Annotated in this window: 20 protein-coding genes; 15 read left to right on the forward strand and 5 right to left on the reverse strand. The window is 61.4% G+C overall.

The features are described from left to right. The first annotated feature begins 16 nt into the window (after positions 1–16). The 5 genes from LQ220_RS09770 (at position 17) to LQ220_RS09790 (ending at position 7,266) form a co-directional block, all read left to right on the forward strand. Positions 17–289, forward strand: coding sequence for a hypothetical protein (locus tag LQ220_RS09770; protein ID WP_230188099.1), 273 nt, complete (start codon positions 17–19; stop codon positions 287–289). A gap of 179 nt (positions 290–468) precedes the next feature. Next, complete coding sequence (locus tag LQ220_RS09775; protein ID WP_230188100.1) at positions 469–1,857, forward strand: TIGR03013 family XrtA/PEP-CTERM system glycosyltransferase; 1,389 nt, start codon at positions 469–471, stop codon at positions 1,855–1,857. 7 nt (positions 1,858–1,864) lie between these two features. Then, positions 1,865–3,940, forward strand: coding sequence for an XrtA/PEP-CTERM system histidine kinase PrsK (gene prsK / locus LQ220_RS09780; protein WP_230188101.1), 2,076 nt, complete (start codon positions 1,865–1,867; stop codon positions 3,938–3,940). Then, positions 3,941–5,305, forward strand: coding sequence for a PEP-CTERM-box response regulator transcription factor (gene prsR, locus LQ220_RS09785; protein WP_230188102.1), 1,365 nt, complete (start codon positions 3,941–3,943; stop codon positions 5,303–5,305). After that, the gene (locus tag LQ220_RS09790) at positions 5,302–7,266 is read left to right on the forward strand and encodes a tetratricopeptide repeat protein (protein WP_230188103.1); all 1,965 of its coding nucleotides are present in this window, start codon (positions 5,302–5,304) and stop codon (positions 7,264–7,266) included. The genes prsR and LQ220_RS09790 overlap by 4 nt, the downstream gene beginning before the upstream one ends. Here LQ220_RS09790 and LQ220_RS09795 read toward each other — a convergent pair. Both LQ220_RS09795 and LQ220_RS09800 read right to left on the reverse strand, forming a co-directional pair. Next, on the reverse strand, positions 7,263–7,610 hold the full coding sequence (locus LQ220_RS09795; RefSeq protein WP_230188104.1) for a GntR family transcriptional regulator: 348 nt from the start codon (positions 7,608–7,610) through the stop codon (positions 7,263–7,265). The two genes, LQ220_RS09790 and LQ220_RS09795, sit on opposite strands and share 4 nt — an antisense overlap. A 74-nt stretch (positions 7,611–7,684) precedes the next feature. Beyond that, complete coding sequence (locus LQ220_RS09800; protein WP_230188220.1) at positions 7,685–8,263, reverse strand: nitroreductase; 579 nt, start codon at positions 8,261–8,263, stop codon at positions 7,685–7,687. Between the two features lie 186 nt (positions 8,264–8,449). Here LQ220_RS09800 and LQ220_RS09805 point away from each other — a divergent pair, with 186 nt between their 5' ends. Genes LQ220_RS09805 through LQ220_RS09815 form a run of 3 tightly spaced genes read left to right on the forward strand, consistent with a single transcriptional unit; the run spans position 8,450 to position 12,737 of the window. Beyond that, the gene (locus tag LQ220_RS09805) at positions 8,450–10,033 is read left to right on the forward strand and encodes a peptide MFS transporter (RefSeq protein WP_230188105.1); all 1,584 of its coding nucleotides are present in this window, start codon (positions 8,450–8,452) and stop codon (positions 10,031–10,033) included. After that, on the forward strand, positions 10,033–11,424 hold the full coding sequence (locus tag LQ220_RS09810) for an amidohydrolase (RefSeq protein WP_230188221.1): 1,392 nt from the start codon (positions 10,033–10,035) through the stop codon (positions 11,422–11,424). Before LQ220_RS09805 ends, LQ220_RS09810 begins: the two co-directional genes overlap by 1 nt. Beyond that, positions 11,421–12,737 carry an amidohydrolase family protein gene (locus LQ220_RS09815; protein WP_230188106.1) on the forward strand — a complete coding sequence of 439 codons (1,317 nt, stop codon included), beginning with the start codon at positions 11,421–11,423 and terminating at the stop codon, positions 12,735–12,737. Before LQ220_RS09810 ends, LQ220_RS09815 begins: the two co-directional genes overlap by 4 nt. A 24-nt stretch (positions 12,738–12,761) precedes the next feature. Here LQ220_RS09815 and LQ220_RS09820 read toward each other — a convergent pair whose 3' ends face one another. Beyond that, entirely contained in the window at positions 12,762–14,141 is a 1,380-nt protein-coding gene (locus LQ220_RS09820; RefSeq protein WP_230188107.1) for an amino acid carrier protein, read from the reverse strand. A 92-nt stretch (positions 14,142–14,233) separates the two neighbouring features. Between LQ220_RS09820 and glmM the strand changes: the two genes are divergently transcribed. From glmM to LQ220_RS09845, 5 genes are all read left to right on the forward strand, one after another. Continuing rightward, on the forward strand, positions 14,234–15,574 hold the full coding sequence (gene glmM / locus LQ220_RS09825; protein WP_230188108.1) for a phosphoglucosamine mutase: 1,341 nt from the start codon (positions 14,234–14,236) through the stop codon (positions 15,572–15,574). Between the two features lies 1 nt (position 15,575). Then, positions 15,576–15,800 (forward strand): DUF1272 domain-containing protein, encoded by a 225-nt coding sequence (locus tag LQ220_RS09830; RefSeq protein WP_230188109.1) that lies wholly within the window; start codon positions 15,576–15,578, stop codon positions 15,798–15,800. Then, positions 15,797–16,681, forward strand: a complete 885-nt coding sequence (gene thiD / locus LQ220_RS09835) for a bifunctional hydroxymethylpyrimidine kinase/phosphomethylpyrimidine kinase (RefSeq protein WP_230188110.1) — start codon at positions 15,797–15,799, stop codon at positions 16,679–16,681. The genes LQ220_RS09830 and thiD overlap by 4 nt, the downstream gene beginning before the upstream one ends. Next, complete coding sequence (locus tag LQ220_RS09840; protein WP_230188222.1) at positions 16,674–17,270, forward strand: ribonuclease HII; 597 nt, start codon at positions 16,674–16,676, stop codon at positions 17,268–17,270. The genes thiD and LQ220_RS09840 overlap by 8 nt, the downstream gene beginning before the upstream one ends. Positions 17,271–17,483: 213 nt before the next feature. After that, on the forward strand, positions 17,484–18,623 hold the full coding sequence (locus LQ220_RS09845; protein ID WP_281821102.1) for a site-specific DNA-methyltransferase: 1,140 nt from the start codon (positions 17,484–17,486) through the stop codon (positions 18,621–18,623). Positions 18,624–18,631: 8 nt separating this feature from the next. On the opposite strand, the gene LQ220_RS09850 is transcribed toward LQ220_RS09845, so the two are convergent. Together LQ220_RS09850 and LQ220_RS09855 are read right to left on the reverse strand one after the other, a co-directional pair. Next, positions 18,632–18,820 (reverse strand): hypothetical protein, encoded by a 189-nt coding sequence (locus LQ220_RS09850; protein WP_230188111.1) that lies wholly within the window; start codon positions 18,818–18,820, stop codon positions 18,632–18,634. Positions 18,821–18,926: 106 nt separating this feature from the next. Next, on the reverse strand, positions 18,927–19,142 hold the full coding sequence (locus LQ220_RS09855) for a circumsporozoite protein (RefSeq protein ID WP_230188112.1): 216 nt from the start codon (positions 19,140–19,142) through the stop codon (positions 18,927–18,929). Between the two features lie 216 nt (positions 19,143–19,358). On the opposite strand from LQ220_RS09855, the gene LQ220_RS09860 reads away from it, so the two are divergent. Continuing rightward, on the forward strand, positions 19,359–20,339 hold the full coding sequence (locus LQ220_RS09860; protein WP_230188113.1) for a metalloregulator ArsR/SmtB family transcription factor: 981 nt from the start codon (positions 19,359–19,361) through the stop codon (positions 20,337–20,339). After that, complete coding sequence (gene metF / locus LQ220_RS09865) at positions 20,336–21,283, forward strand: methylenetetrahydrofolate reductase (RefSeq protein WP_230188114.1); 948 nt, start codon at positions 20,336–20,338, stop codon at positions 21,281–21,283. The genes LQ220_RS09860 and metF overlap by 4 nt, the downstream gene beginning before the upstream one ends. Positions 21,284–21,308: the final 25 nt, after the last annotated feature.

Here is a 21,308-nt window from a genome sequence, read left to right on the forward strand (position 1 = left end):
GTAGCAGGAGACAATAATGACCGACAACCGTTCCGAACCGCGCGCACCCGATGCGCCCCTCCACACCACCACGATAATCGAAAAGCGCAGCAGCGGCGGAGGCATGGTCATATTGGCGATCATCGGTCTCGCACTGCTGTTGGCGGTTGGATATTTCTTCATGGAATCCAACAATCGTGAAGACGCAAAAAGCGATGCCGTAATCGGTGCCGCCAAGTCCGTGGACGATGCCGCGAGCAGCGTAGGGGATGCTGCTAAGGACGCAGCCAACAAGCTCAAAGACGAATAACCCCGCGTTTCGGCCGGATTTTCCGGGCATTCAGCAAATCTTTGTGATTTTGCGCGACACTGCTTGCTATGTCGGGAATATTGACAGTCGGCTGTAAGGTGCAGCGTCTGTCATGTTCCCGCCTTTCGTTGTCGGCTTTCTGATGCCGGGAGCGAGGCAAGCAGGGAAGCGCGCGTCGCATGGTTCGGTTGTTCAAACATTATGTCCCGCACGCAGTGTTGCTGCTGGGCTTCCTCGATTTTGTGATGCTGTTAAGCGCTGCCGAAACCGGCTGGCTTTTGCGCGCGCATCAGATCGGCATGGATGTCGATTACATCGGCACCCGCATTGCGCCTCTCATGAGCTTTGCCATTGCGCTTCAGGTCGGCATGATCGCCGTTGGCGTGTATGGGACGGAGGCATTGCAGTCGCTGCGTTTCGCCATGGCGCGCCTCATCGTCGCGATTTCGCTCGGCGTGATCTTCCTGTCGGTCATGCATTTCCTGCTGCCTGCGATGACGCTGTGGCGGTCCAATTCGCTGTATGCGATGGGCTTTTCCTTCCTCTTCCTCATGGTCCTGCGCATGTTGCTGGGTTCGATGCTGGGCGGCGAAGGGTTTAAGCGTCGGCTTGTCGTGCTCGGCGCAGGCAATCGCGCGGAACGCATCCGTCAGTTGGAACAGCGCAGGGGCGCCGGGTTCCTCGTCGTTGGCTATATCGGCATGAACGACGGGCCTCAGGTGATTGCCGAAGCCATCAACCGCAGTGCGATCTATAATCTCGCGGACTTCGTTGTCCGTCTGGCGGCGACCGAAGTCGTCCTTGCCCTTGAAGAACGCCGCAATGCCGTTCCCATGTCCGATCTGTTGCGGATCAAGACGACCGGGGTTCACGTCAACGATCTCTCGACGTTCCTCGAACGCGAAACGGGCCGCGTCGACCTCGATAGCGTCAACCCAAGCTGGCTGATCTTTTCCGATGGCTTCTCCGCCGGTCGCCGCCTTTCGTCGATGGCAAAGCGCTTGTTCGATATGATCGCCAGCGCCGCGCTGCTCCTGCTCACCGGCCCCGTTATCCTTGTCGCTGCCATGGCTGTGAAGCTGGATAGCAAAGGACCCGCCTTCTACCGGCAAAAGCGTGTCGGCTTGTACGGTCAGGAGTTCTGGATCGTGAAGCTGCGCACCATGCGACTGGACGCCGAAGTCAACGGACAGGCCCAATGGGCGGAAAAAGACGATCCGCGGATAACCCGCCTTGGCTATTGGCTGCGCAAACTGCGCATCGATGAATTGCCGCAGACCTGGACCGTGCTCAAAGGCGAAATGAGCTTCGTCGGCCCGCGTCCCGAACGCCGCCAGTTCGTCGAGGATCTGGAACAGCATCTGCGCTATTATGCCGAACGCCATATGGTGAAGCCGGGGATCACCGGCTGGGCACAGATCAACTATCCTTATGGCGCATCGGTCGAGGACAGCCGTAACAAGCTGGAATATGATCTCTATTACGCGAAGAACTATACGCCGTTCCTCGATTTCCTGATCCTTATTCAGACGTTGCGGGTCATCCTGTGGCCCGAAGGCGCGCGCTGAGGCCGCGATGAACAGCCTGCTGCAACTCATCGGGGACGGGGGTCATGCTCTGGCTGCGGCTTTGTACGCAGCCTTGGCGATCTACATCCTGCGCGGCCATGAAGCGAAGCTGGAACGCAACCTGTTGTTCGCTGCGGTGGTGGCTACGTCGCTTTGGGCGTTGCACACCGCCTTCAGTAGTGTGACCGAACCGCTTTCGGGTTTGTCCGAAAGCCTGCGTAACGGCCTTTGGCTGCTTTTCATGTTCGTCATGCTGCGTCATGGCGAAGGAAGCACAACCCGGCACCCGATTTCGATTACCTTTATCTACGGCGTTCTGGGCGGCGTGCTCGCCATGCAGACCGTTGCCGATCTGCTCCCCGACCTCTCGATGACAGCTTCCTTCCAATCGCTGGTCGTCCTCAGCTTGCTGCTGCGTATGATGTTTGCAATTGGTGCGTTGGTCCTGGTCCACAATCTCTTTACGATCTCCGCACCCGAGGGACGGGCGCGTATCGCCCTGGTCATGGCTGCGCTTGCTGCAATGTGGACCTATGATCTCAACCTGTATGGCATCGCTGCCCTATCCCACACCGATGCGTCTGAAATTTATGCGTTGAGGGGCATGGGGATGGCTATCCTTGCGCTTGTAATGGGCGTGGGGATGCGCGGGGGCGGTGAATGGCGCCTGCGGCTGTCACGCACTGTCGCGTTTCGGTCGCTTTCGCTGGTGGCTGTCGGGTTGTACCTCGTCGTGCTTGCCATCGTCATCGTTGCCATCGAATGGCTGGCTGGCCCCTATGCCCGACTGATCGAAGTTGCCGCGACCTTTTCAGGATTGGTCGCGGCCTTGGTCCTGCTCCCATCCCCGCGCTTTCGCAGCCTGGTGAAGGTGCTGATATCGAAACATTTCTTCCAGCATCGCTATGACTATCGGAGCGAATGGATGCGCTTTGTCGACACCATCGGCGCGCCGGACGTGGATGCCGCCCCCATATACGAGCGCGTGGTCAAGGCTGTTGCGGACATAACGGAGTCTTCGTCCGCTCTGCTGCTGCTCCCCGATGAGAGCGGCGCATTGACGGTTGAATGTGTGTGGAACTGGCCGGCCACCACCGTTCCCACCAAGGCGATGAACGCCGCCGACGCAGCAGGGCTCAAACGCACTGGCTTCATCATCGACTTCGACGAGTTGCGTAGCGGTGGCGGGTCGCGCGATGTTGCCCCGTGGATGATGTCCGACAGTGCCGTCTGGGCGCTGGTCCCCCTGATCCATTTCGACCGCCTGATCGGGGCCATCCTGCTTGGACGCCCGCGCGTCGACCGGCGGCTGGACTGGGAGGATTTCGATATGCTCCGCACGGCCGGGCGCCAAGTCGCAAGCTATATCAGCGAAGCGCAGGGGCAGCAGGCGCTGGAAGATGCGCGGCGGTTCGACGAATTCAATCGCCGCTTCGCCTTCATCATTCATGACGTGAAAAATCTCGTCAGTCAGCTTTCGCTGCTGTCGCGCAACGCCGAACGCCACGCAGACAATCCCGATTTTCGCGCCGACATGATCCTCACACTGCGCGATTCGGTGGGTAAGATGAACGATCTGCTCGCTCGCCTGTCTCAGCATAACAAAGGGCGGCAGGACGAACCGCGCGCCGTCGACGTCCGCACCGTCGCCAACGCTGTCGCCACCGCGCGAGCGCGCCAGCGCCTCGTCAAGGTAACCGGCAGCGCGTCGGACGCGATGGCCGATCCGCAACGGCTCGAACAGATACTGGTCCACCTTGTTCAGAACGCTATCGACGCCAGCGCGCCGGACGCGCCGGTCATTCTGCATCTGGGCACCGACGGCGACGGCGTTACCATACAGGTCATCGACCGTGGCACAGGCATGAGTGCCGATTTCATCCGCCGCGACCTTTTCAAGCCTTTTTCGTCGAGCAAGGCGGACGGATTCGGGATCGGCGCATTCGAAGCGCGCGAGCTGGCGCGCAGCATGGACGGCAGGATCGACGTGGAAAGCCGGGTAGGCGAGGGGAGCTGCTTCACGCTAACGCTCCCTCGCGCCCGATCGAACTACCATAGCACCCCGCAGGAAAGGGCAGCCTAAATGGCGGACATGCGTCCCAAGCTCCTCATCGTGGAAGACGATTCCGGCCTGCAGCGGCAATTGCGCTGGGCCTATGACGACTATCGCGTTTTCATCGCAGGTGACCGGGAGGAAGCCATTGAGTTCATACGCACCGAAGCGCCCGATGTCGTCACGCTCGATCTTGGCTTGCCGCCAGACCCCGACGGCACGACCGAGGGGTTCGCGACGCTCGCGGAAATCCTTCGGATCAAGCCTGACACGAAGGTCATCGTCGCGTCCGGCCACGGCGCGCGCGAAAGTGCGCTGAACGCCATATCGGGCGGCGCATACGACTTTTATCAAAAGCCGATCGACATCGACGAACTCGGCCTGATCGTCAGCCGCGCCTTTCACGTCCATGCGCTGGAGCGGGAGAATGCGCGTCTGGTGGAACAGCCTGCACTCGACAACCGCATATTAGGCCGCCTCATCACTGCCGCGCCGGAAATGCTCAAGGTCGCCCGGACGATAGAGCGCGTCGCCACCACGAACATCTCTGTCATGCTGCTTGGCGCGAGCGGCACCGGCAAGGAACTGCTCGCGCATGGCCTGCACGACGCCAGCACCAGAAGCGCTAAGCCGTTTGTTGCCATCAACTGCGCGGCCATTCCCGACACTCTGCTGGAATCCGAACTGTTCGGCCATGAAAAGGGCGCGTTCACCGGCGCGGTAAAGACGACACCCGGCAAGATCGAAATGGCGCAGGGCGGCACGCTCTTCCTCGACGAAGTCGGCGACATTCCGTTGCCCATACAGGTCAAGCTCCTCCGTTTCCTGCAGGAACGGGTGATCGAGCGCGTCGGCGGACGCGATCCGATAGCCGTCGACACCCGCATCGTTTGCGCCACTCACCAGAACCTCGAAACGATGATCGCCGCCGGCACATTTCGCGAAGACCTCTATTACCGCCTCGCCGAAATCGTCATCGCAATCCCCACGCTCAAGGAACGCTCCGGCGATGCGGTCTTGCTCGCCAAACATTTCCTGACGCGCTTCGCCAAGGATATGAATCCTAGCGTCAAGGGACTGGCCCCCGATGCATTGGCCGCGCTCGACGCATGGGGGTGGCCGGGCAACGTCCGCGAACTGGAAAATCGCATGAAGCGCGCGGTCATCATGGCCGACGGCAAGCTGGTGACGGCGGCGGATCTGGACTTACTGCCCGGAGACGACGAAGGCGTTGAACTCATCAATTTGCGCGCTGCCCGCGAGATCGCAGACCGGCGCGCCATCCGCCGTGCGATTGCCCGGTCCGAAGGGAATATCTCCAGCGCCGCCAAGCTGCTCGGTATCAGCCGGCCGACGTTGTACGATCTTCTCAAGCAATATGAGATGCAGGCGTGAAGGCAAAGCGTCTCGCACTGTCGCTCAGCATCGGACTGGCGGCGACGGCGGCTCTGGTCGCGCCGATCCACGGACTGAGCGCGGGCAGCCGGGACGACGCCCGCCCAATGCTGGAACGCGCGCTCGCCGCGCTGGACAAGGGCGACCCCCGCGCTGCCCGTGTCGAACTGATGAATGCCATCCGGGCCGATCCCAATTGGGCAACCGCGCGCGTCGCACAGGCGCGCGTTCTGCTAGCGCTGGGGGACGGGCTGGGAGCGAAGGGTCAACTTGATCGCGCCCGCGCGCTAGGCGCTTCGTCCGCTACCACCCGTCACCTTATGGCGCATGCTCTGCTGCTCAGCGGTGACCCAGTGCTTGCCCTCACCGAAGCACAGGCGGCGGATGTGCCTGCGGCATATGCCGCCTATGCCGCGCGCATCGCCGGATGTGCGCTGCAGGCGCAGGACAAAGCGGCCGAAGCCTTGGCTGCGTTCGACCGCTCACTCGAACTTGCGCCAAAGGACGCTGCGACATGGATCGACCTCAGCCGCTTTAGGATCGCCACGGGTGATCGCGCGAACGCACTGATCGCCAGCGACCGGGCGATTGCACTGGCTCCGCGCAACCCGGCCGCCATCACTTTGCGCGCCGAACTTATCCGCGATCAATATGGCCCCGCGGCTGCGATCCCCTGGTTCGACCAAGCGCTGGCCATTGACGCAAACTATCTGCCCGCCCTTACCGAATATGCCGCCACGCTGGCCGACATGGGGCAGGCGCAGCGGATGCTGTCGCTCACCCGTCGTATCATCGCGTTGGATGGCAACAACTCGCGCGCTTTCTTCATGCAGGCCGTGATGGCCGCCCGTGCCGGGGACATGAATCTTTCACGCAGAATGCTGGCAAAGGTCGGCGACCGGCTCGACGGCCAGCCCGCGACGATGCTCCTGCGCGGCATCCTCCATCTGGAAAGCGGCAATGCCCAACTTGCGTCGGACCAGCTTGGCGCGCTTGTAGACCTGCAGCCGTTCAATTTCCAGGCGCGTCTCCTGTACGGTCGTGCTCTGTTTGAAGTAGGCCAGCCCGCCGAAGCAGACGCGATCCTCGGCCCGCTCGCAGCGCGCACCGATGCCGACACTTATACCGTGCTGCTTGCCGCGCGCGTTCGCGAAGCGCGGGGCGATAAAGTCGCTGCCGAAGCCTTGCTGGCCCGCGCCACTCGCCCGGATCGCGAACAGCCATCCCTGTTGCCGCTCGATCCCGATATCCCGGCACTAAGCGCGCTGGCCAACGCCGACCCTCGGGTAGCCGGCCCCAACATTTCCTATGTACGCGTGCTCCTTGCGAAAGGCGACACGAACACGGCCATCGCCCGCGCGACGATCCTGCGTAACGCCAATCGTGGCGCACCCGAAGCGCATGTGGCGCTGGGCGATGCGCTGGCGCAGGCTGGTCGCTGGGATCAGGCCGCACAAAGCTATGGCACCGCTGCTGATCTCAAATATACCGGCGACGTCGCCCTGCGCCTTGCAATGGCATGGAACCGGGCAGGGGAACCTGCACGCGCCGAACAGGCCTTATCGCTCTATCTCAGCCAGAATCCCAACAGTGTCGATGCCAATCGCCTCGCCGCGACCGCTTGGATGCGCGCCAATGACTGGAAGCGTGCGGCTATTGCGCTGGAGGCGGTTCGCGCGCGGATAGGGAACAACGATGCGTATCTGCTCACCGATCTGGCTTGGGCAAATCTGGGGCAGGGTGACGCCCCACGCGCGCTCACTTATGCGGCCCACGCCTATCGGTTGTTCCCTTCTGGGCCTGTGACGACCGATGCCTATGGCTGGTTGCTGTACAAGGTGCGCGGACCAAATCGCGCCAGCGTCGATCTGCTAGAAAAAGCTGTCGCGCTCGCGCCGGGCAATGCCTTGCTTCGCGGTCATTTGCGTACCGCCCAAGCGGCACTACCTAAGAAAAGCTAGGCGTCTTCCCCGACCGACAGATCGTTCAGCGATACCCCGATCCGCCGCATCTGCGCGGCCACGGGCGGCCAGACATTCTCCAGGAAATGCGTACGTTCGGCGCGCCGCAGCTTACGCGAAGCCCCTTCGGCAACGAACATGCCGACGCCGCGCTTGACCATGATCAGCCCGTCGTCCTGAAAACTCTGATAGGCTTTGGCCACCGTCAGTGGATTGGCACCCTGTTGCGCGGCAAAGGCGCGGACGGACGGCAACATGTCGCCATCGCCATATTCGCCGTCCAGTATCGATGCGGAAATGATGTCGCGCAAGCGAAGGTAGACGGGTTTTGAATCATCGGCCATGACTGATGCAGTGCCATAATACAGCCCGTCACGTCAAGGCAATGATCGCTCCAAAGACATGTCTGAATGTGTCATTATATGTCCCAATTCATAACAACATTGTTATATTCTGGCCGCGGTCGCTCGTCTTGCGGACGTCCCGGCGTGCCTATGAATATAAACCCGGCGATCCGCTCCTCTGCCGTTCCAAAGCTGTCGCGCACCATATCGCTATAGGATGGCCAGCCGGTGAGCCAACCGCCCACAAAGCCGCTCGCATGAGTGGCGTTGAGCAAGTTCATTATCGCCGCACCGACCGACAACTCCTGCTCCCACAGCGGAATCTTGCTCTCCGCCTTCGGGCTGGACAATGCGACGACCAGTGTCGGTGCCTGATGCGCGAACTGATGCATCGCTTCGATCTCCAGCCGCCCGGCCTGCGGTTTATCCGCGCGATATGCACGCTCCAGCAGCGCCGCCAGCGCATCGCGCTGATCCTCGCGCACGATGACGAAGCGCCACGGCGCCAGCTTGCCATGATCCGGCGTCCGCGCCGCGACTTCCAATATGGCGCGCAATTGCTCCGCATTCGGTCCGGGCACGATCATGTCGCGCGGCTTGCCTGATCGCCGCGTTTGCAGCAGCGTCATGGGGGAGGATATATCGTTGAACATCGCTGCTAAATGGCTGGTCAATCCTCGCGACGCAAGCCTCCAGCGCGTTCCTTAACGAAACGATGTTGGAATTTTATTCCTCAATTCGGTAACTTTTTTGACACGCGAATTTTTTGCGCTAGGCTTCTGCTATGACAGGCCGCCGTTCGAGCTGGCTGCTATCGAATACAAAGAGGGTCTAACCGCATGGCAACGCAGTATAACCTTACTGACGATAAAAAGGGGACGTTGCTGGGGCATCCCCACGGTTTGTTCGTCCTGTTCTTCGCTGAAATGTGGGAACGGTTTTCCTATTATGGCATGCGCGCGCTGCTGATCTTCTACCTCACCAAGCATTTTCTGTTCGGTGACGACAAAGCCTATCTGATCTACGGTGCCTATACGTCGCTGGTCTATATCACGCCTGTTATCGGCGGATATCTGGCGGATCGCTATCTGGGCGCGCGAAAGGCCGTGTTGTGCGGCGGAATATTCATCGCCATCGGCCATTTCCTGATCGCTATCACCGAAGGACCATCGGGCCAGAGCGGCTATCATCTCAATGGCTTTTTCCTCGCGCTGTCGTTCATCATCATTGGCACCGGCTTTCTCAAGGCCAATATCTCCGTGATGGTGGGGGAGCTTTACCCCCGCGACGATATTCGCCGCGATCCGGCTTATTCGATATTCTACATGGGCATCAATGTCGGTGGAATGCTGGGACCGATCATCTGTGGCGTGCTGGGTGAAACGCTCGGCTGGGCATGGGGCTTCGGTGCAGCCGGGGTCGGTATGCTGCTTGGCCTCGTCGTATTCGTGCTGTGCAAGCCGACGCTCAAGGGGGCCGGTGAGCCGCGTAATCCGGTCGTGCTGGCGGAGCGCTCATCGCTTGGGCTCAGCAAGGAATGGACGATCTACGCCGCTTCGGCGATTGCGGTCATCGGCATATGGGGGCTGATCCAGTATCAGGATGTCGTTGGCTACGCCCTGCTGGTCTTCGCCTTCGCGACCGTCGCCTATATCCTCTATCGAATCTTCACGACCTTCGAATGGATCGATCGCGACCGAATCCTCGCGGCGCTGTTCCTGATCGCGCTCAATCCGCTGTTCTGGGGCTTGTTCGAACAGGCAGGCTCCTCGCTCAGCATCTTCACCGATCGTAATGTCGATCGCCATATCTTCGGCTGGGATGTGCCCGCGTCGGTATTCCAGTCCGTGAACTCGACCTTCATAATCCTGCTCGCGCCCCTGTTCGCCGTCCTGTGGACCTGGTTGGCAAAGCGCAGGATGGAGCCCAATACCGCTGCCAAATTCGGCATCGGTTTGCTGCTCATCGGCTTTGGCTTTCTCGTCTTGGTCGGCGGCGCAGTCGCGGCAGGGGCGGATCTGACCCCGGTCATCTTCATCTTCGGCATCTACCTGCTGCACACCATGGGCGAGCTTTGCTTTTCACCCGTCGGCTTATCGGCCATGACGCGCCTCAGCGTCGGCGGCATCGCCGGTCTGATGATGGGCACGTGGTTCCTGGCAACAGCGGCGGGCAATTTCGTGGCGGGCCTAATCGCGCGGGCAACCGGCGGCGAAGGCGCGGGGCCGGAAAAGGTGCTGGAAGTCTATACCCGCCTCGGCTGGGCGGTGATCGTCGTGGGCATATTGGTGATACTTGTATCGCCCATCATCAAGCGGATGATGCACCTTGATGCGTTGACCGACACCGGGCCGCTCGCGGGTCAGAAAGAAATCGGAGAACCGGGGGCAGCAGGGCTCGCCACCGGCAAGGAGACACTATGATGCGTATCGCATATCTCGGTCTGACAGCGGCGCTGGCGCTGACCGCCTGCACCGGCACGACTGAAGCGCCCAAAACCGCGAGCAGCAACACCCCCGGACCCTCGACCGCGCCCGAAAATCCCTTCCCCTCGACCTACACAGCCTATCCCGGCGTGCCCACGGTCATCAGGGGCGCCACGATCCTCGATGGCGAAGGCGGCAAAATCGAAAATGGCGTCGTGTTCCTTTCGGGAGGCAAGATCACGGCAGTCGGCGGACCGGACACCCCGATCCCTGCGGACGTGACGGTATTCGACGGCACCGGCAAATATGTGACGCCCGGCGTCATCGATATTCACAGCCATTTGGGCGACTATCCGTCTCCTTCGGTGCAGGCGCTAAGCGACGGTAACGAAGCCACCGGCCCCGTCACCGCCGATGTCTGGGCCGAACACAGCGTCTGGCCACAAGACCCGGGATTCTCCCGCGCGCTTGCCAATGGCGGCGTCACAGCCCTGCAAATCCTACCCGGTTCGGCCAACCTCTTTGGCGGTCGCGGCGTCACGCTTAAGAACGTCTATGCCCGCACCCAGCAAGGGATGAAGTTCCCCGGTGCGCCCTACAGCCTCAAAATGGCCTGCGGCGAAAACCCTAAACGGGTCTACGGCAGCAAAGGCCGCCAGCCCAGCACCCGCATGGGCAACATCGCCGTTGATCGTCAGACGTGGATCAAGGCGCGTGAATATCAGAAGAAGCGCGCCGCCAACAAGGAACAGACCCGCGATCTGTCGATGGAAACGCTAGCCGATGTGCTGGAAGGCAAAATCCTTGTCCAGAACCACTGCTACCGCGCCGACGAAATGGCCAACGTCATTGATATGAGCAAGGAATTCGGGTACAAGGTCACCGCGTTCCACCATGCCGTCGAAAGCTACAAGATCGCCGATCTGCTTAAAGCCAACAACATCTGCTCGGCGATGTGGGCAGACTGGTACGGCTTCAAGATGGAAAGCTATGACGGCATCCGTGAGAACATTGCGCTGATCCAGAATGCAGGCGCGTGCGCCATTGTCCACAGTGACGATGAAAACGGCATCCAGCGTCTCAATCAGGAAGCCGCCAAGGCCATCGCCGCTGGCAAGCGCATGGGCATCAACATACCCGAAGAAATTGCGTGGGAATGGCTAAGCTATAACCCTGCCAAGGCAATGGGCATCGCGGACCAGACCGGCAGTCTCAAGGTGGGCAAGATGGCCGATGTCGTCCTGTGGAACGGCAACCCGTTCAGCATCTACACCCGGCCCGAACGGGTCTGGATCGACGGCGCGCTGATGTACGATGCCAACGACCCCAAACGTCGCCCCGTCAGCGACTTCGAACTGGGCCAGATCGGCGCGGGAGACACGAAATGAACCGTAAGTTTCTTTCCGCACTGGCCGGGGCCGCGGCCCTCGCAGCCTTCGCTACCCCCGCCATCGCGCAGACCATCGCCATCACCGGCGGCAAACTCGCCATCGGTGACGGCTCCGAAGCGATCGAGAACGGCACCGTCGTCATCGTAAACGGCAAAGTCACCGCGGCAGGCGCCAATGTCGCGATCCCGGCGGGCGCGCAACGCATTGATGCGACAGGACAATGGGTGACGCCGGGCATCGTATCGGGCTTTTCGCGTGTCGGCTTAGTGGAAGTCGAAGCCGTCGAATCCACTAACGACACCGAAGCGAACAAGTCGCCTTTCTCTGCCGCCATCGATGTGTCCACCGCGATCAATCCGCTCGCCAATCCCATCGCGATCAGCCGCACCAGCGGTGTCACCCGCGCCGTCGTCGTCCCGTCGGCAGGCAACAGCATCTTTGCGGGGCAGGGGGCGGTCATCGACCTCAGCAACGACATGGACGATGTCACCCAGCCGCGCGCCTTCCAATATGTCGAACTGGGCGAAACCGGCGCGGCCAAGGCCGGGGGCAGCCGCCCCGCCGCGCAACTCATGTTCCGCACATTGCTGGAAGAAGCGCAGGACTATACGCGCAATCCTGCGGCCTATGACGGACGCTCGAAGGACAATCTCCTGCTGCGCGTCGATGCAAAGGCGCTGCTGCCCGTCATTCAGGGGAAGGTGCCCCTGCTCGTTCATGTCGAACGCGGTCCCGACATCCTTGGCGTCATCGCGCTGCGCAAGGAATTTCCGATGCTCAAGATCGTGCTGGTCGGCGCGGCCGAGGGCTGGCGCGTTGCGCGGGAAATCGCCGCGGCCAAGATCCCGGTCATCACCGCCGGTCTCACCGATCTGCCTGCCAGCTTCGAAACCCTCGCCGCCACGCAATCCAATGTCGGTCGCATGGTGGAGGCAGGCGTTCTCGTCGCCCTCGGCCTGACGGACGGCAACGACGCCGTCCAGCTCCGCTGGGCCATGCAACAGGCAGGCAACATGGTCGCGCTGCAGAAGATCCCCGGCGCCACCGGGCTAAGCTGGGGACAGGCACTCCGGGCTATCAGCTCCGCGCCCGCCGAAGTGATGGGCATGGGCGACCGCATCGGTTCGCTCAAGCCCGGCCGCGCAGGCGATGTGGTGATTTGGGACGGCGACCCGCTGGAACTCATGTCCGCGCCAACCGCCGTCTTCATCGACGGCAAGCAACAGCCGCTGGAAAACCGCCAGACCAAGCTGCGCGACCGATATGCGACGCCCACGCCGGGCGCCTTGCCCAAAGCCTACGATCGCTAAACGACGGACGGCGGCGTAGCCTGACTACGCCGCCACGTCGCCCACCCGCAGCCAATAGGCCCGCACGTCGCGCCGCAATTCGCCAGCGCACAGATACAGCGCGATCACATTGGGGATCGCCATCAGGAAAAAGCTGCAATCGACGATGCTGATGACCCGGCCAAGGTCAATGACGGCAGCGGGCGGCAAAGCGACGATGTAGAGGATCTTGTAAGTCATCTGCGTGCGCGGCTTATGCCCGAACAGATACCCCCAGGCCTGCAACCCGTAAAAGCCCCACGCCACCAAAGTCGAATAGGCAAACAGCACCACTGCTACCGCCAGCACATAGGGAAACCACCCTGCGACTCCCGCAAAAGCGGCGGTCGTGATGTTGATCCCTTCCAACCCCGTGTTCCACGTTCCCGCAACAACCAGCGCCAACCCGCCGAACGCACACACGATCATCGTGCCGAGCAACGGTTCCAGCAACGCCACCATCCCCTCGGACACCGGCTCATCGGTGCGGGCAAGGCTGTGCGCCATCACCGCAGATCCGACGCCCGCCTCACTGGCGAACACCGCGCGCCGCATCCCCGCCACGAACGCGCCAACGGCACCCCCAGCAGCCGCCGTGCCGTTCCACGCCCCATCCCATATCTGCGCTAGTGCCCCCGGTATCGCACTGGCATTCAGGATAAGGATCGCGAACACGCCAATCAGAAAGACGGCAACCTTGATCGGCGTCAGTCGGCTCGCCACGCGGCCCAGCCACGCCGCGCCGCCCAGAGTCACCAGCGAAACCGCCAGCGCAAGCCCGATCCCATACACCCAACCATTGGTAAAACCTGTAACCGCAGAGACCGCCGCATAGCTCTGGTTCACCTGCACCATCGGGATAGCGCCGAACAATGCGAAGAAGGCATAAAGTGCGCCAATCGCGAAACCGAAACGCGGCCATCCTTTGCGCGCCAATACGGCTTTCAGAACATACATCGGCCCGCCATGCGCATGGCCCCACTCATCCATCACCCGATATTTGAGGCCCAGCGTCACCTCGGCCATCTTCACCGTCATCGCGAACCAGCCGATCACGAACATCCAGAGGATCGCGCCCGGCCCGCCCATCGTCAGCGCCACTGCGACGCCAGCAATATTGCCAAGGCCGATGGTCCCCGCCAGCGCCGTCGTGAGCGCCGCAAACTGGCTGACGTCGCCCTTCGCTTCGCCTTCACGTGGCTGCGTGCGCAACACATGGAAAGCATGACCCACCGCGCGTAAATTGGGAAAACCCAGCCACACCGTGAAGAACAACATCGGCAGCGCGAGGTACAGCACGATCAACTCGATCTGCACGCCCAGCACAGGTATCTTGAAGAATACAGCGGCGGAGAGCGCGTCTACGGCGCGGTTGAACGATTCCATGCGCCTTGAATGGCGGCGCAGTGGTGGATTGTCGATCCGATTTCGCTATAGGCTGTCACCTTGATCCGACGACACATTTTTGCGGAGCGTCCATGAGCAGGCAATATTTCGGCACAGACGGTATTCGTGGCCGCACCAACGCATGGCCGATGACGCCAGAACTGGCGATGAAAGTCGGCATGGCGGCGGGTACGCATTTCCTGCGCGGCAGCCATCGCCATCGCGTCGTGATCGGCAAGGATACGCGCCTGTCGGGCTACATGGTCGAAAACGCGCTTGTTGCCGGGTTCACCGCGGTCGGCATGGATGTGGTGCAATTCGGCCCGATCCCGACGCCTGCGGTGGCGATGCTTGCTCATTCGATGCGCGCCGATCTGGGCGTGATGATATCGGCCAGCCACAACCCCTATTTCGATAACGGTATCAAGCTGTTCGGTCCCGATGGTTACAAATTGTCTGACGAAGACGAACTGAAGATCGAAGCCTTGCTGCAAGGCGAGATAGCCCTTGCGCCCTCGGCCGATATCGGTCGCGCCCGCCGCGTCGAGGACGCACGCGGTCGCTATATCCACGCGGTCAAATCCAGCTTCCCGGCGGAGTTGCGGCTCGACGGCCTGCGCATCGTCGTCGATTGCGCCAATGGCGCCGCCTATCAGGTTGCGCCCTCCGCTTTGTGGGAACTGGGTGCGGAAGTGATCGCGGTGGGAGTCACCCCCAACGGCATCAACATCAACGATGGCTGCGGATCGACTGCGCCGCTCTTGTTGCAGGAAACCGTACTGTCGTCGGGCGCGGATATCGGCATCGCGCTGGATGGTGACGCGGATCGGCTTATCGTCGTCGATGAACAAGGCAAGATCGTCGACGGCGATCAGATCATGGCGCTCATCGCCGCCAATTGGGCACGCGAAGGCACGCTGCGCGGTGGCGGCCTCGTCACCACGGTCATGTCCAATCTCGGCCTCGAACGCTTTCTAAGCGGGCAGGGGATCACGCTGGAACGGACCAAGGTTGGCGACCGTTACGTACTGGAACGGATGCGCGAGGGCGGCTTCAACGTCGGCGGCGAGCAATCCGGCCACATGATCCTGTCCGATTACGCCACCACCGGCGACGGCACCATCGCCGCGCTGCAGGTGCTGGCCGCACTCATCCGCAGCGGCAAGCCTGCCAGTGAGCTACTCCATCAGTTCGATCCCGTGCCGCAATTACTCAAGAACGTGCGGTTTTCCGGCGGCAAGCCGCTCGAGCATAGCGACGTGCAACGCACCATCGCGCAGGCCGAAGCGGAATTGAAAGGGACGGGCCGTCTCGTCATTCGTCCGTCAGGCACCGAACCTGTCATCCGCGTAATGGCCGAAGGCGACAGCGAAACGCAGGTCAGGGATGTGGTCGACCGCATCTGCGCCGCTGTGGAAAAGGCGGCCGCCTGACATGCTTGAAATGCGCCCCGATTGCGAACGCTGCGGCACGGACCTTCCGGCCGACGCGCCCGGCGCGTTCATCTGCTCGTTCGAATGCACCTATTGCGCGCCCTGCGCCGAGGCGCTCGACGATCGTTGCCCCAATTGTGGTGGCGAACTGATGGATCGCCCGACCCGCTTCGGCCCTGCGCTCGCCAAAAACCCGGCGTCCACGACCCGGATGTTCAAGGGGTGACCCCGCGCATCCTGATTATCGCCGGGTCCGACAGCGGCGGCGGCGCGGGCATTCAGGCGGATATCAAGACCGTGACGATGCTGGGCGGTCACGCAATGACCGCCATCACGGCCATCACGGCGCAAAATACGCTCGGCGTGCAGGGCGTCCATCCCATCCCGACGGCCGTGGTGATCGAACAGATCGAAAGCGTTCTCTCCGATCTCGGCGTGGACGCGATCAAGATCGGCATGATCGGATCACCTCAAACGGCCCATGCCGTCGCGGATCACCTCGCCGGTCTGCGCGACATGCCTATCATCTTCGACCCCGTCATGGTTGCCACAAGCGGCGCGCTTTTGGCCGACAAGGCCACCGTCGCTGCGTTCGAGCGGTTGATGGGCATGGCACTCCTGATAACCCCCAACGTCCCCGAACTGGCGATGCTGACCGGCACCCCAATCGAAGATATCGATGCGCTGGAGGCTGCAGGCAATATCCTCGCCCGCCGCTATGGCTGCGCAGTGCTGGCCAAGGGCGGGCATCTGGGCGATCAGCCGCAGGATGACGCACCGAGCGTTCAGGACTTGCTCATCCGCGCGTCGGGCGTATCGGAATATCGGATGCCGCGCATCGAAACTCGCCACAGCCACGGCACAGGCTGCACCCTCGCCAGTGCCGTCGCGACAGGCATTGGACGCGGCCTTACGATGGAAAATGCCGTCGATCGCGCGGAGGCATTCGTCGCCGGTGCACTGTTCAATGCGCCCCAATTCGGTGGTGGTCACGGTCCGATGGGCCACGCGATGGGCACCACGCCATTCTATCACACGTTGGCGTCCGTGAATGAACAGGGCTTCGATGCCACTGCCCTCGCTGCGCAATGGGACGACCGTGCCTGACTTCACGTTCGAAATGCAGCATCAGGGATATGTCGCGGGCGTGGATGAAGCGGGCAGGGGGCCACTCGCCGGTCCTGTGGTTGCGGCGGCGGTCGTCCTCGACCCAGATAACTGCCCGCCCGGTCTCGACGACAGCAAGAAGCTTTCCGCCCCCCGCCGCGCCGCGCTCAACATTGCGATCCGCGAAAAGGCCATTTGCTTTGGCATCGGCTCAGCCAGCGTCGAGGAAATCGACAGCCTTAATATCTTGTGGGCTACCATGCTGGCGATGACGCGCGCCGTTGATGCGCTCTCGCACAACTGCGTGCATGTGCTTGTCGATGGCAACCGCTGCCCCCAGTGGCGTCATGCCTCCACCGCCGTCGTCGGCGGGGACGCCCGCTGCCTCTCCATCGCCGCTGCCTCAATTCTTGCCAAGGAAGAGCGCGACCGGATCATGATCGCCGCCGCCCAAGCGCACCCTCATTATGGGTGGCACAGCAACAAGGGCTATGGCAGTGCCTTGCACCTGTCCGCGTTGCGAGAACACGGCCCGACACCGCTCCATCGTCGCAGTTTTGCGCCGGTCGCCCAGTTGCTGCTGCTCTAGACGATAAAAATATCGTTGCGCTTGGCGATGAGTCTTTCGCGCCACACCACGACATATGGAGTCCCCGCGACTCGTCGGGACTCAACATGTCGTGGCTACCCTTTTCGTTCTCATGCGCTCGCTATAAATCGCCGAGTCGCGCCATAAGTTTTTGAACTTGACGGATTCCACGGAAAGACTCATCCCGGTTCCAACGAACGGGGGAACTATCAAATGGGCGTCATGGACCGCGTAATTTCGCGACCTAAAAAGGCTGTAACTGCTAAGGCACCTGCCGCCGCGCCGATCGAAGCCGATCGCCTGATCCGTGGGGATTGCATTGCCGAAATGGCGAAACTGCCCGACGCGAGCGTCGACATGATTTTCGCCGATCCGCCCTATAATCTCCAACTTGGAGGCGATCTTTTCCGGCCCGAAGGCGGGCGCGTGGATGCCGTCGACAACGACTGGGACAAATTCGACACGTTGGCAGCCTACGACCGCTTTACCGCGCTCTGGCTGGCGGAGGCGCGCCGCATCCTGAAACCCGATGGCACGATCTGGGTCATCGGCAGCTATCACAACATCTTTCGCGTCGGCGCGACGTTGCAGGATCAGGGCTTCTGGATTCTCAACGACATCATCTGGCGCAAGGCGAACCCGATGCCCAATTTCAAGGGCACACGTTTCACCAATGCGCACGAAACGCTGATCTGGGCCAGCCAGGGAGAAGATGCGCGCTACACCTTCAACTACAAGGCGATGAAGACCCTCAACGACGAGTTGCAGATGCGCTCCGACTGGGTGCTGCCGATCTGCGGCGGGCAGGAACGCTTGAAACGCAACGGGACGAAGGCGCATCCGACGCAGAAGCCCGAGGCCTTGCTCTATCGCGTGATGCTCGCCTGTACGAAACCGGGCGATATCGTGCTCGATCCCTTCTTCGGCACGGGCACCACCGGCGCGGTGGCAAAACGTCTGGGCCGCAAGTGGATCGGGATCGAGCGCGAGGACAGCTATATCGAAGTCGCATTGCAGCGGATCGAGGAAGCCCTTCCGCTCGATGAATCCTCACTCAGCATCATGCAATCCTCACGGCAAGCGCCCAAGGTCGCCTTCGGTACACTGGTCGAAACAGGCTATCTTACGCCCGGCGCCATCCTGACTGACGCAAAGCGCCGGTGGCAGGCAACGGTCAGGGCCGACGGATCGCTGGCAATCGGAACCGACACCGGGTCGATCCACAAGATCGGCGCCACACTGCAAAAGGCGCCATCGTGCAATGGCTGGACCTTCTGGCACCATGAAACGAGCGAGGGCCTCAAGCCTATAGATACGCTGCGTCAAACCTATCTACTGGCAACGCAGCCCTAGGCCGCGCTTTACTTCGTCGCCGCCGTCGCATTCTGCGCGGCGGGCGACGCCGGCCTGTTGTCCAGCATTTCGGCCGCTTGGTTCAGCGCGCGCGCTTCGCTGGCCGACACCCCGCCCACGCCGTCGCCCGATGCGCCTTCTCCGCAAGCCGCGAGCGCCAGCGGCAATGCGATAGTCAGAAGAAATCCTGCGCGCATATCGTCTCGTTCCTCACCAATTCACGGACCGCTATAACAAAAAAAGAGCCACCCCGTTGTCGAGGTGACTCTTTTTTTCCGTCATCCGTTACCGGACGACTGCGAATTACATCGCGTTCGAAGCGTTTACCGCGTTCGTGACGTTTGCTGCTGCGTTGGTCGCGTTCTCAGCCGCATTCATGGCGTTCTCGGCTGCGTTGGTCGCGTTTTCAACAGCTACGTTTTCAGCAGCGTTGTTGGTCGTGTTTTCAGCGCCACCGGAGCAAGCGGCAAGACCGAGCGAAGCGGCAAGAACGAGCGACAAAGAAATAGACTTGGACATGGGCAAACCCCTCTAAAGAAAAAACCGTGCAGACCCGCTAAATGGTAAAGCTCACCCCCCGAAGCCTGCAATCGCGATATCTACTGCCTTGGCGATAGTAACGCAATCCCTATCCTGCACTGCACAATATAATCGCGCTGCACCCCGCTGCCAACGGCTTCGAGGCCGCGGGATTACGGATTGACGTATATAAAGAAAACTTTATATACACGTTTTATGGCACTTTTGGACCTTTTTCACGCATTGGGTGACTCGACTCGCCTGCGTATCGTGCATTTGTTGCGCGCGATGGAGCTTGCCGTGGGGGAAATCGCGCAAGTTGTCGGGCAAAGCCAGCCGCGCGTGTCACGCCACGTCCGCATCTTGGTGGAGGCGGGGCTGGTCGAGCGGAGGAAGGAAGGAAACTGGGTGTTTCTCGCGCTCAATCGAGCGGAAAGCCTCGCTCCGCTTTTCGACCTGTTCGATGCCGTATCCTATTCCGATAGCGAAACTTTGTGGCAAGCTGCCGATCTCGCGCGCCTGGCCGCCGTCCGTAACGACCGGGCGCGCGCTGCCGACGAATATTTTGCGCAACACGCTGACGAATGGGACGCGATACGGTCGCTGCACATTGCGGAGGATGAGGTCGAAGCGGCGATGCAAGCTATGCTGGCGGACCGCACGATAGGCCATCTGGTCGATATCGGCACCGGCACGGGCCGGATGATCCAGCTTTTCGGTCCCGATGCAGCGCAAGTAACGGCCATCGATCGCAGCCCGGACATGCTCCGTCTGGCCCGCGCGAAGCTGCCGGATGATGCCGCCGACAAATATCGCCTCCTCATGGGCGACTTTACGGCGCTTCCGCTGGAGAATGGCGCCGCCGACACGGTGATTTTCCATCAGGTGCTGCATTATGCGCAGGCACCCGAAACCGTCATTGCAGAAGCGGCGCGCGTTCTGGGTAGGGATGGCCGTTTGCTCATCGCCGATTTCGCCCCGCATCAGCGCGAGGAACTGCGCCTTCGCGATCAGCACGCGCGACTTGGCTTTTCCGATGCGCAGATGCAGGGCTGGTTTGCGGCGGCAGGTATCGAGATGGAATCGGAATGCACACTGCCCGGCGGGGAACTTACGGTAAAATTATGGTTGGGGCGCAGGCGCACGGCGAAAGTCGTGTCTATCGACCAGCGCGCCCTGGAAGGACGAACGGCATGACATTCTCGCTGGCTCAAATGGAAGAGGCGCGCCTCGCGCTCGACGTGCCGCTCTTCGCCGACCTGTCGGGCGACGCACAGGTGAGTTTTGAATTCTTCCCGCCCAAAAGCGAGAAGATGGAACAGCAATTGTGGAGCAGCATCGAGACGCTGGCGCCGCTTGGGCCGCGTTTCGTGTCGGTGACCTATGGCGCAGGCGGCTCCACGCGGGAACGTACCCACGCTACCGTTGCTCGTATTGCCAAGGAAACCGGCCTGTCTGCCGCCGCGCATCTGACTTGCGTCGGTGCGAGCAAGGATGAAATAGCCGAAGTCGCCGATGCCTACTGGCAGGCCGGCGTGCGCCACATCGTCGCGCTGCGAGGCGATCCGCCGGTCGAAGGGCAGGCTTTTGCGCCCCATCCGCAAGGCTATGCCAGTGCTGCCGATCTCGTGTCGGGCCTTAAAAGGCTGCATCCCTTCGACATTTCGGTCGCTGCTTATCCCGAAACGCATCCTGATGCCATCGATGCGCAAAGCGACCTCGACAACCTCAAGCGGAAGATCGACGCAGGCGCGAACCGTGCCATCAGTCAGTTCTTCTTTTCCGCTGACGCCTATTTCCGTTTCCGTGATGCTGCCGCGGCAGCGGGAATCGACGCAGAAATCGTTCCCGGAATCCTGCCTGTCTCCAACGTGCAGCAGACCCGCAAATTTGCGGCACTATGCGGCGCTGCTATTCCTGCATGGATGGACCGCCTGTTCGAAGGGCTGGACGATCATCCCGCCACCCGGCAACTTGTCGCTGCGACCATCGCGTCGGAACTGTGCCGGAAGCTGTATGCAGGCGGCGTGCGGCATTTCCACTTCTACACGCTTAACCGCGCGGAACTCAGCTATGCGATATGCCACCTGCTCGGATTGAGGCCCACAGCCGCCGCTGCTTCGAAAGAACTGGTAGCATGACCCCCTATGTCGTCGTTCCTGCGAA

This window comes from Sphingobium sp. CECT 9361, from assembly GCF_918741285.1.
Taxonomy (GTDB): Bacteria; Pseudomonadota; Alphaproteobacteria; order Sphingomonadales; family Sphingomonadaceae; genus Sphingobium.

Excerpts from the sequence above, each read along its gene's own strand:
- LQ220_RS09770 (WP_230188099.1), top strand. The coding sequence starts at position 17 with ATGACCGACAACCGTTCCGAACCGCGCGCACCCGATGCGCCCCTCCAC.
- LQ220_RS09775 (WP_230188100.1), top strand. The coding sequence starts at position 469 with ATGGTTCGGTTGTTCAAACATTATGTCCCGCACGCAGTGTTGCTGCTG.
- prsK (WP_230188101.1), top strand. The coding sequence starts at position 1,865 with ATGAACAGCCTGCTGCAACTCATCGGGGACGGGGGTCATGCTCTGGCT.
- prsR (WP_230188102.1), top strand. The coding sequence starts at position 3,941 with ATGGCGGACATGCGTCCCAAGCTCCTCATCGTGGAAGACGATTCCGGC.
- LQ220_RS09795 (WP_230188104.1), bottom strand. The coding sequence starts at position 7,610 with ATGGCCGATGATTCAAAACCCGTCTACCTTCGCTTGCGCGACATCATT.
- LQ220_RS09800 (WP_230188220.1), bottom strand. The coding sequence starts at position 8,263 with ATGTTCAACGATATATCCTCCCCCATGACGCTGCTGCAAACGCGGCGA.
- LQ220_RS09805 (WP_230188105.1), top strand. The coding sequence starts at position 8,450 with ATGGCAACGCAGTATAACCTTACTGACGATAAAAAGGGGACGTTGCTG.
- LQ220_RS09810 (WP_230188221.1), top strand. The coding sequence starts at position 10,033 with ATGCGTATCGCATATCTCGGTCTGACAGCGGCGCTGGCGCTGACCGCC.
- LQ220_RS09815 (WP_230188106.1), top strand. The coding sequence starts at position 11,421 with ATGAACCGTAAGTTTCTTTCCGCACTGGCCGGGGCCGCGGCCCTCGCA.
- LQ220_RS09820 (WP_230188107.1), bottom strand. The coding sequence starts at position 14,141 with ATGGAATCGTTCAACCGCGCCGTAGACGCGCTCTCCGCCGCTGTATTC.
- glmM (WP_230188108.1), top strand. The coding sequence starts at position 14,234 with ATGAGCAGGCAATATTTCGGCACAGACGGTATTCGTGGCCGCACCAAC.
- LQ220_RS09830 (WP_230188109.1), top strand. The coding sequence starts at position 15,576 with ATGCTTGAAATGCGCCCCGATTGCGAACGCTGCGGCACGGACCTTCCG.
- LQ220_RS09845 (WP_281821102.1), top strand. The coding sequence starts at position 17,484 with ATGGGCGTCATGGACCGCGTAATTTCGCGACCTAAAAAGGCTGTAACT.
- LQ220_RS09850 (WP_230188111.1), bottom strand. The coding sequence starts at position 18,820 with ATGCGCGCAGGATTTCTTCTGACTATCGCATTGCCGCTGGCGCTCGCG.
- LQ220_RS09855 (WP_230188112.1), bottom strand. The coding sequence starts at position 19,142 with ATGTCCAAGTCTATTTCTTTGTCGCTCGTTCTTGCCGCTTCGCTCGGT.
- LQ220_RS09860 (WP_230188113.1), top strand. The coding sequence starts at position 19,359 with ATGGCACTTTTGGACCTTTTTCACGCATTGGGTGACTCGACTCGCCTG.
- metF (WP_230188114.1), top strand. The coding sequence starts at position 20,336 with ATGACATTCTCGCTGGCTCAAATGGAAGAGGCGCGCCTCGCGCTCGAC.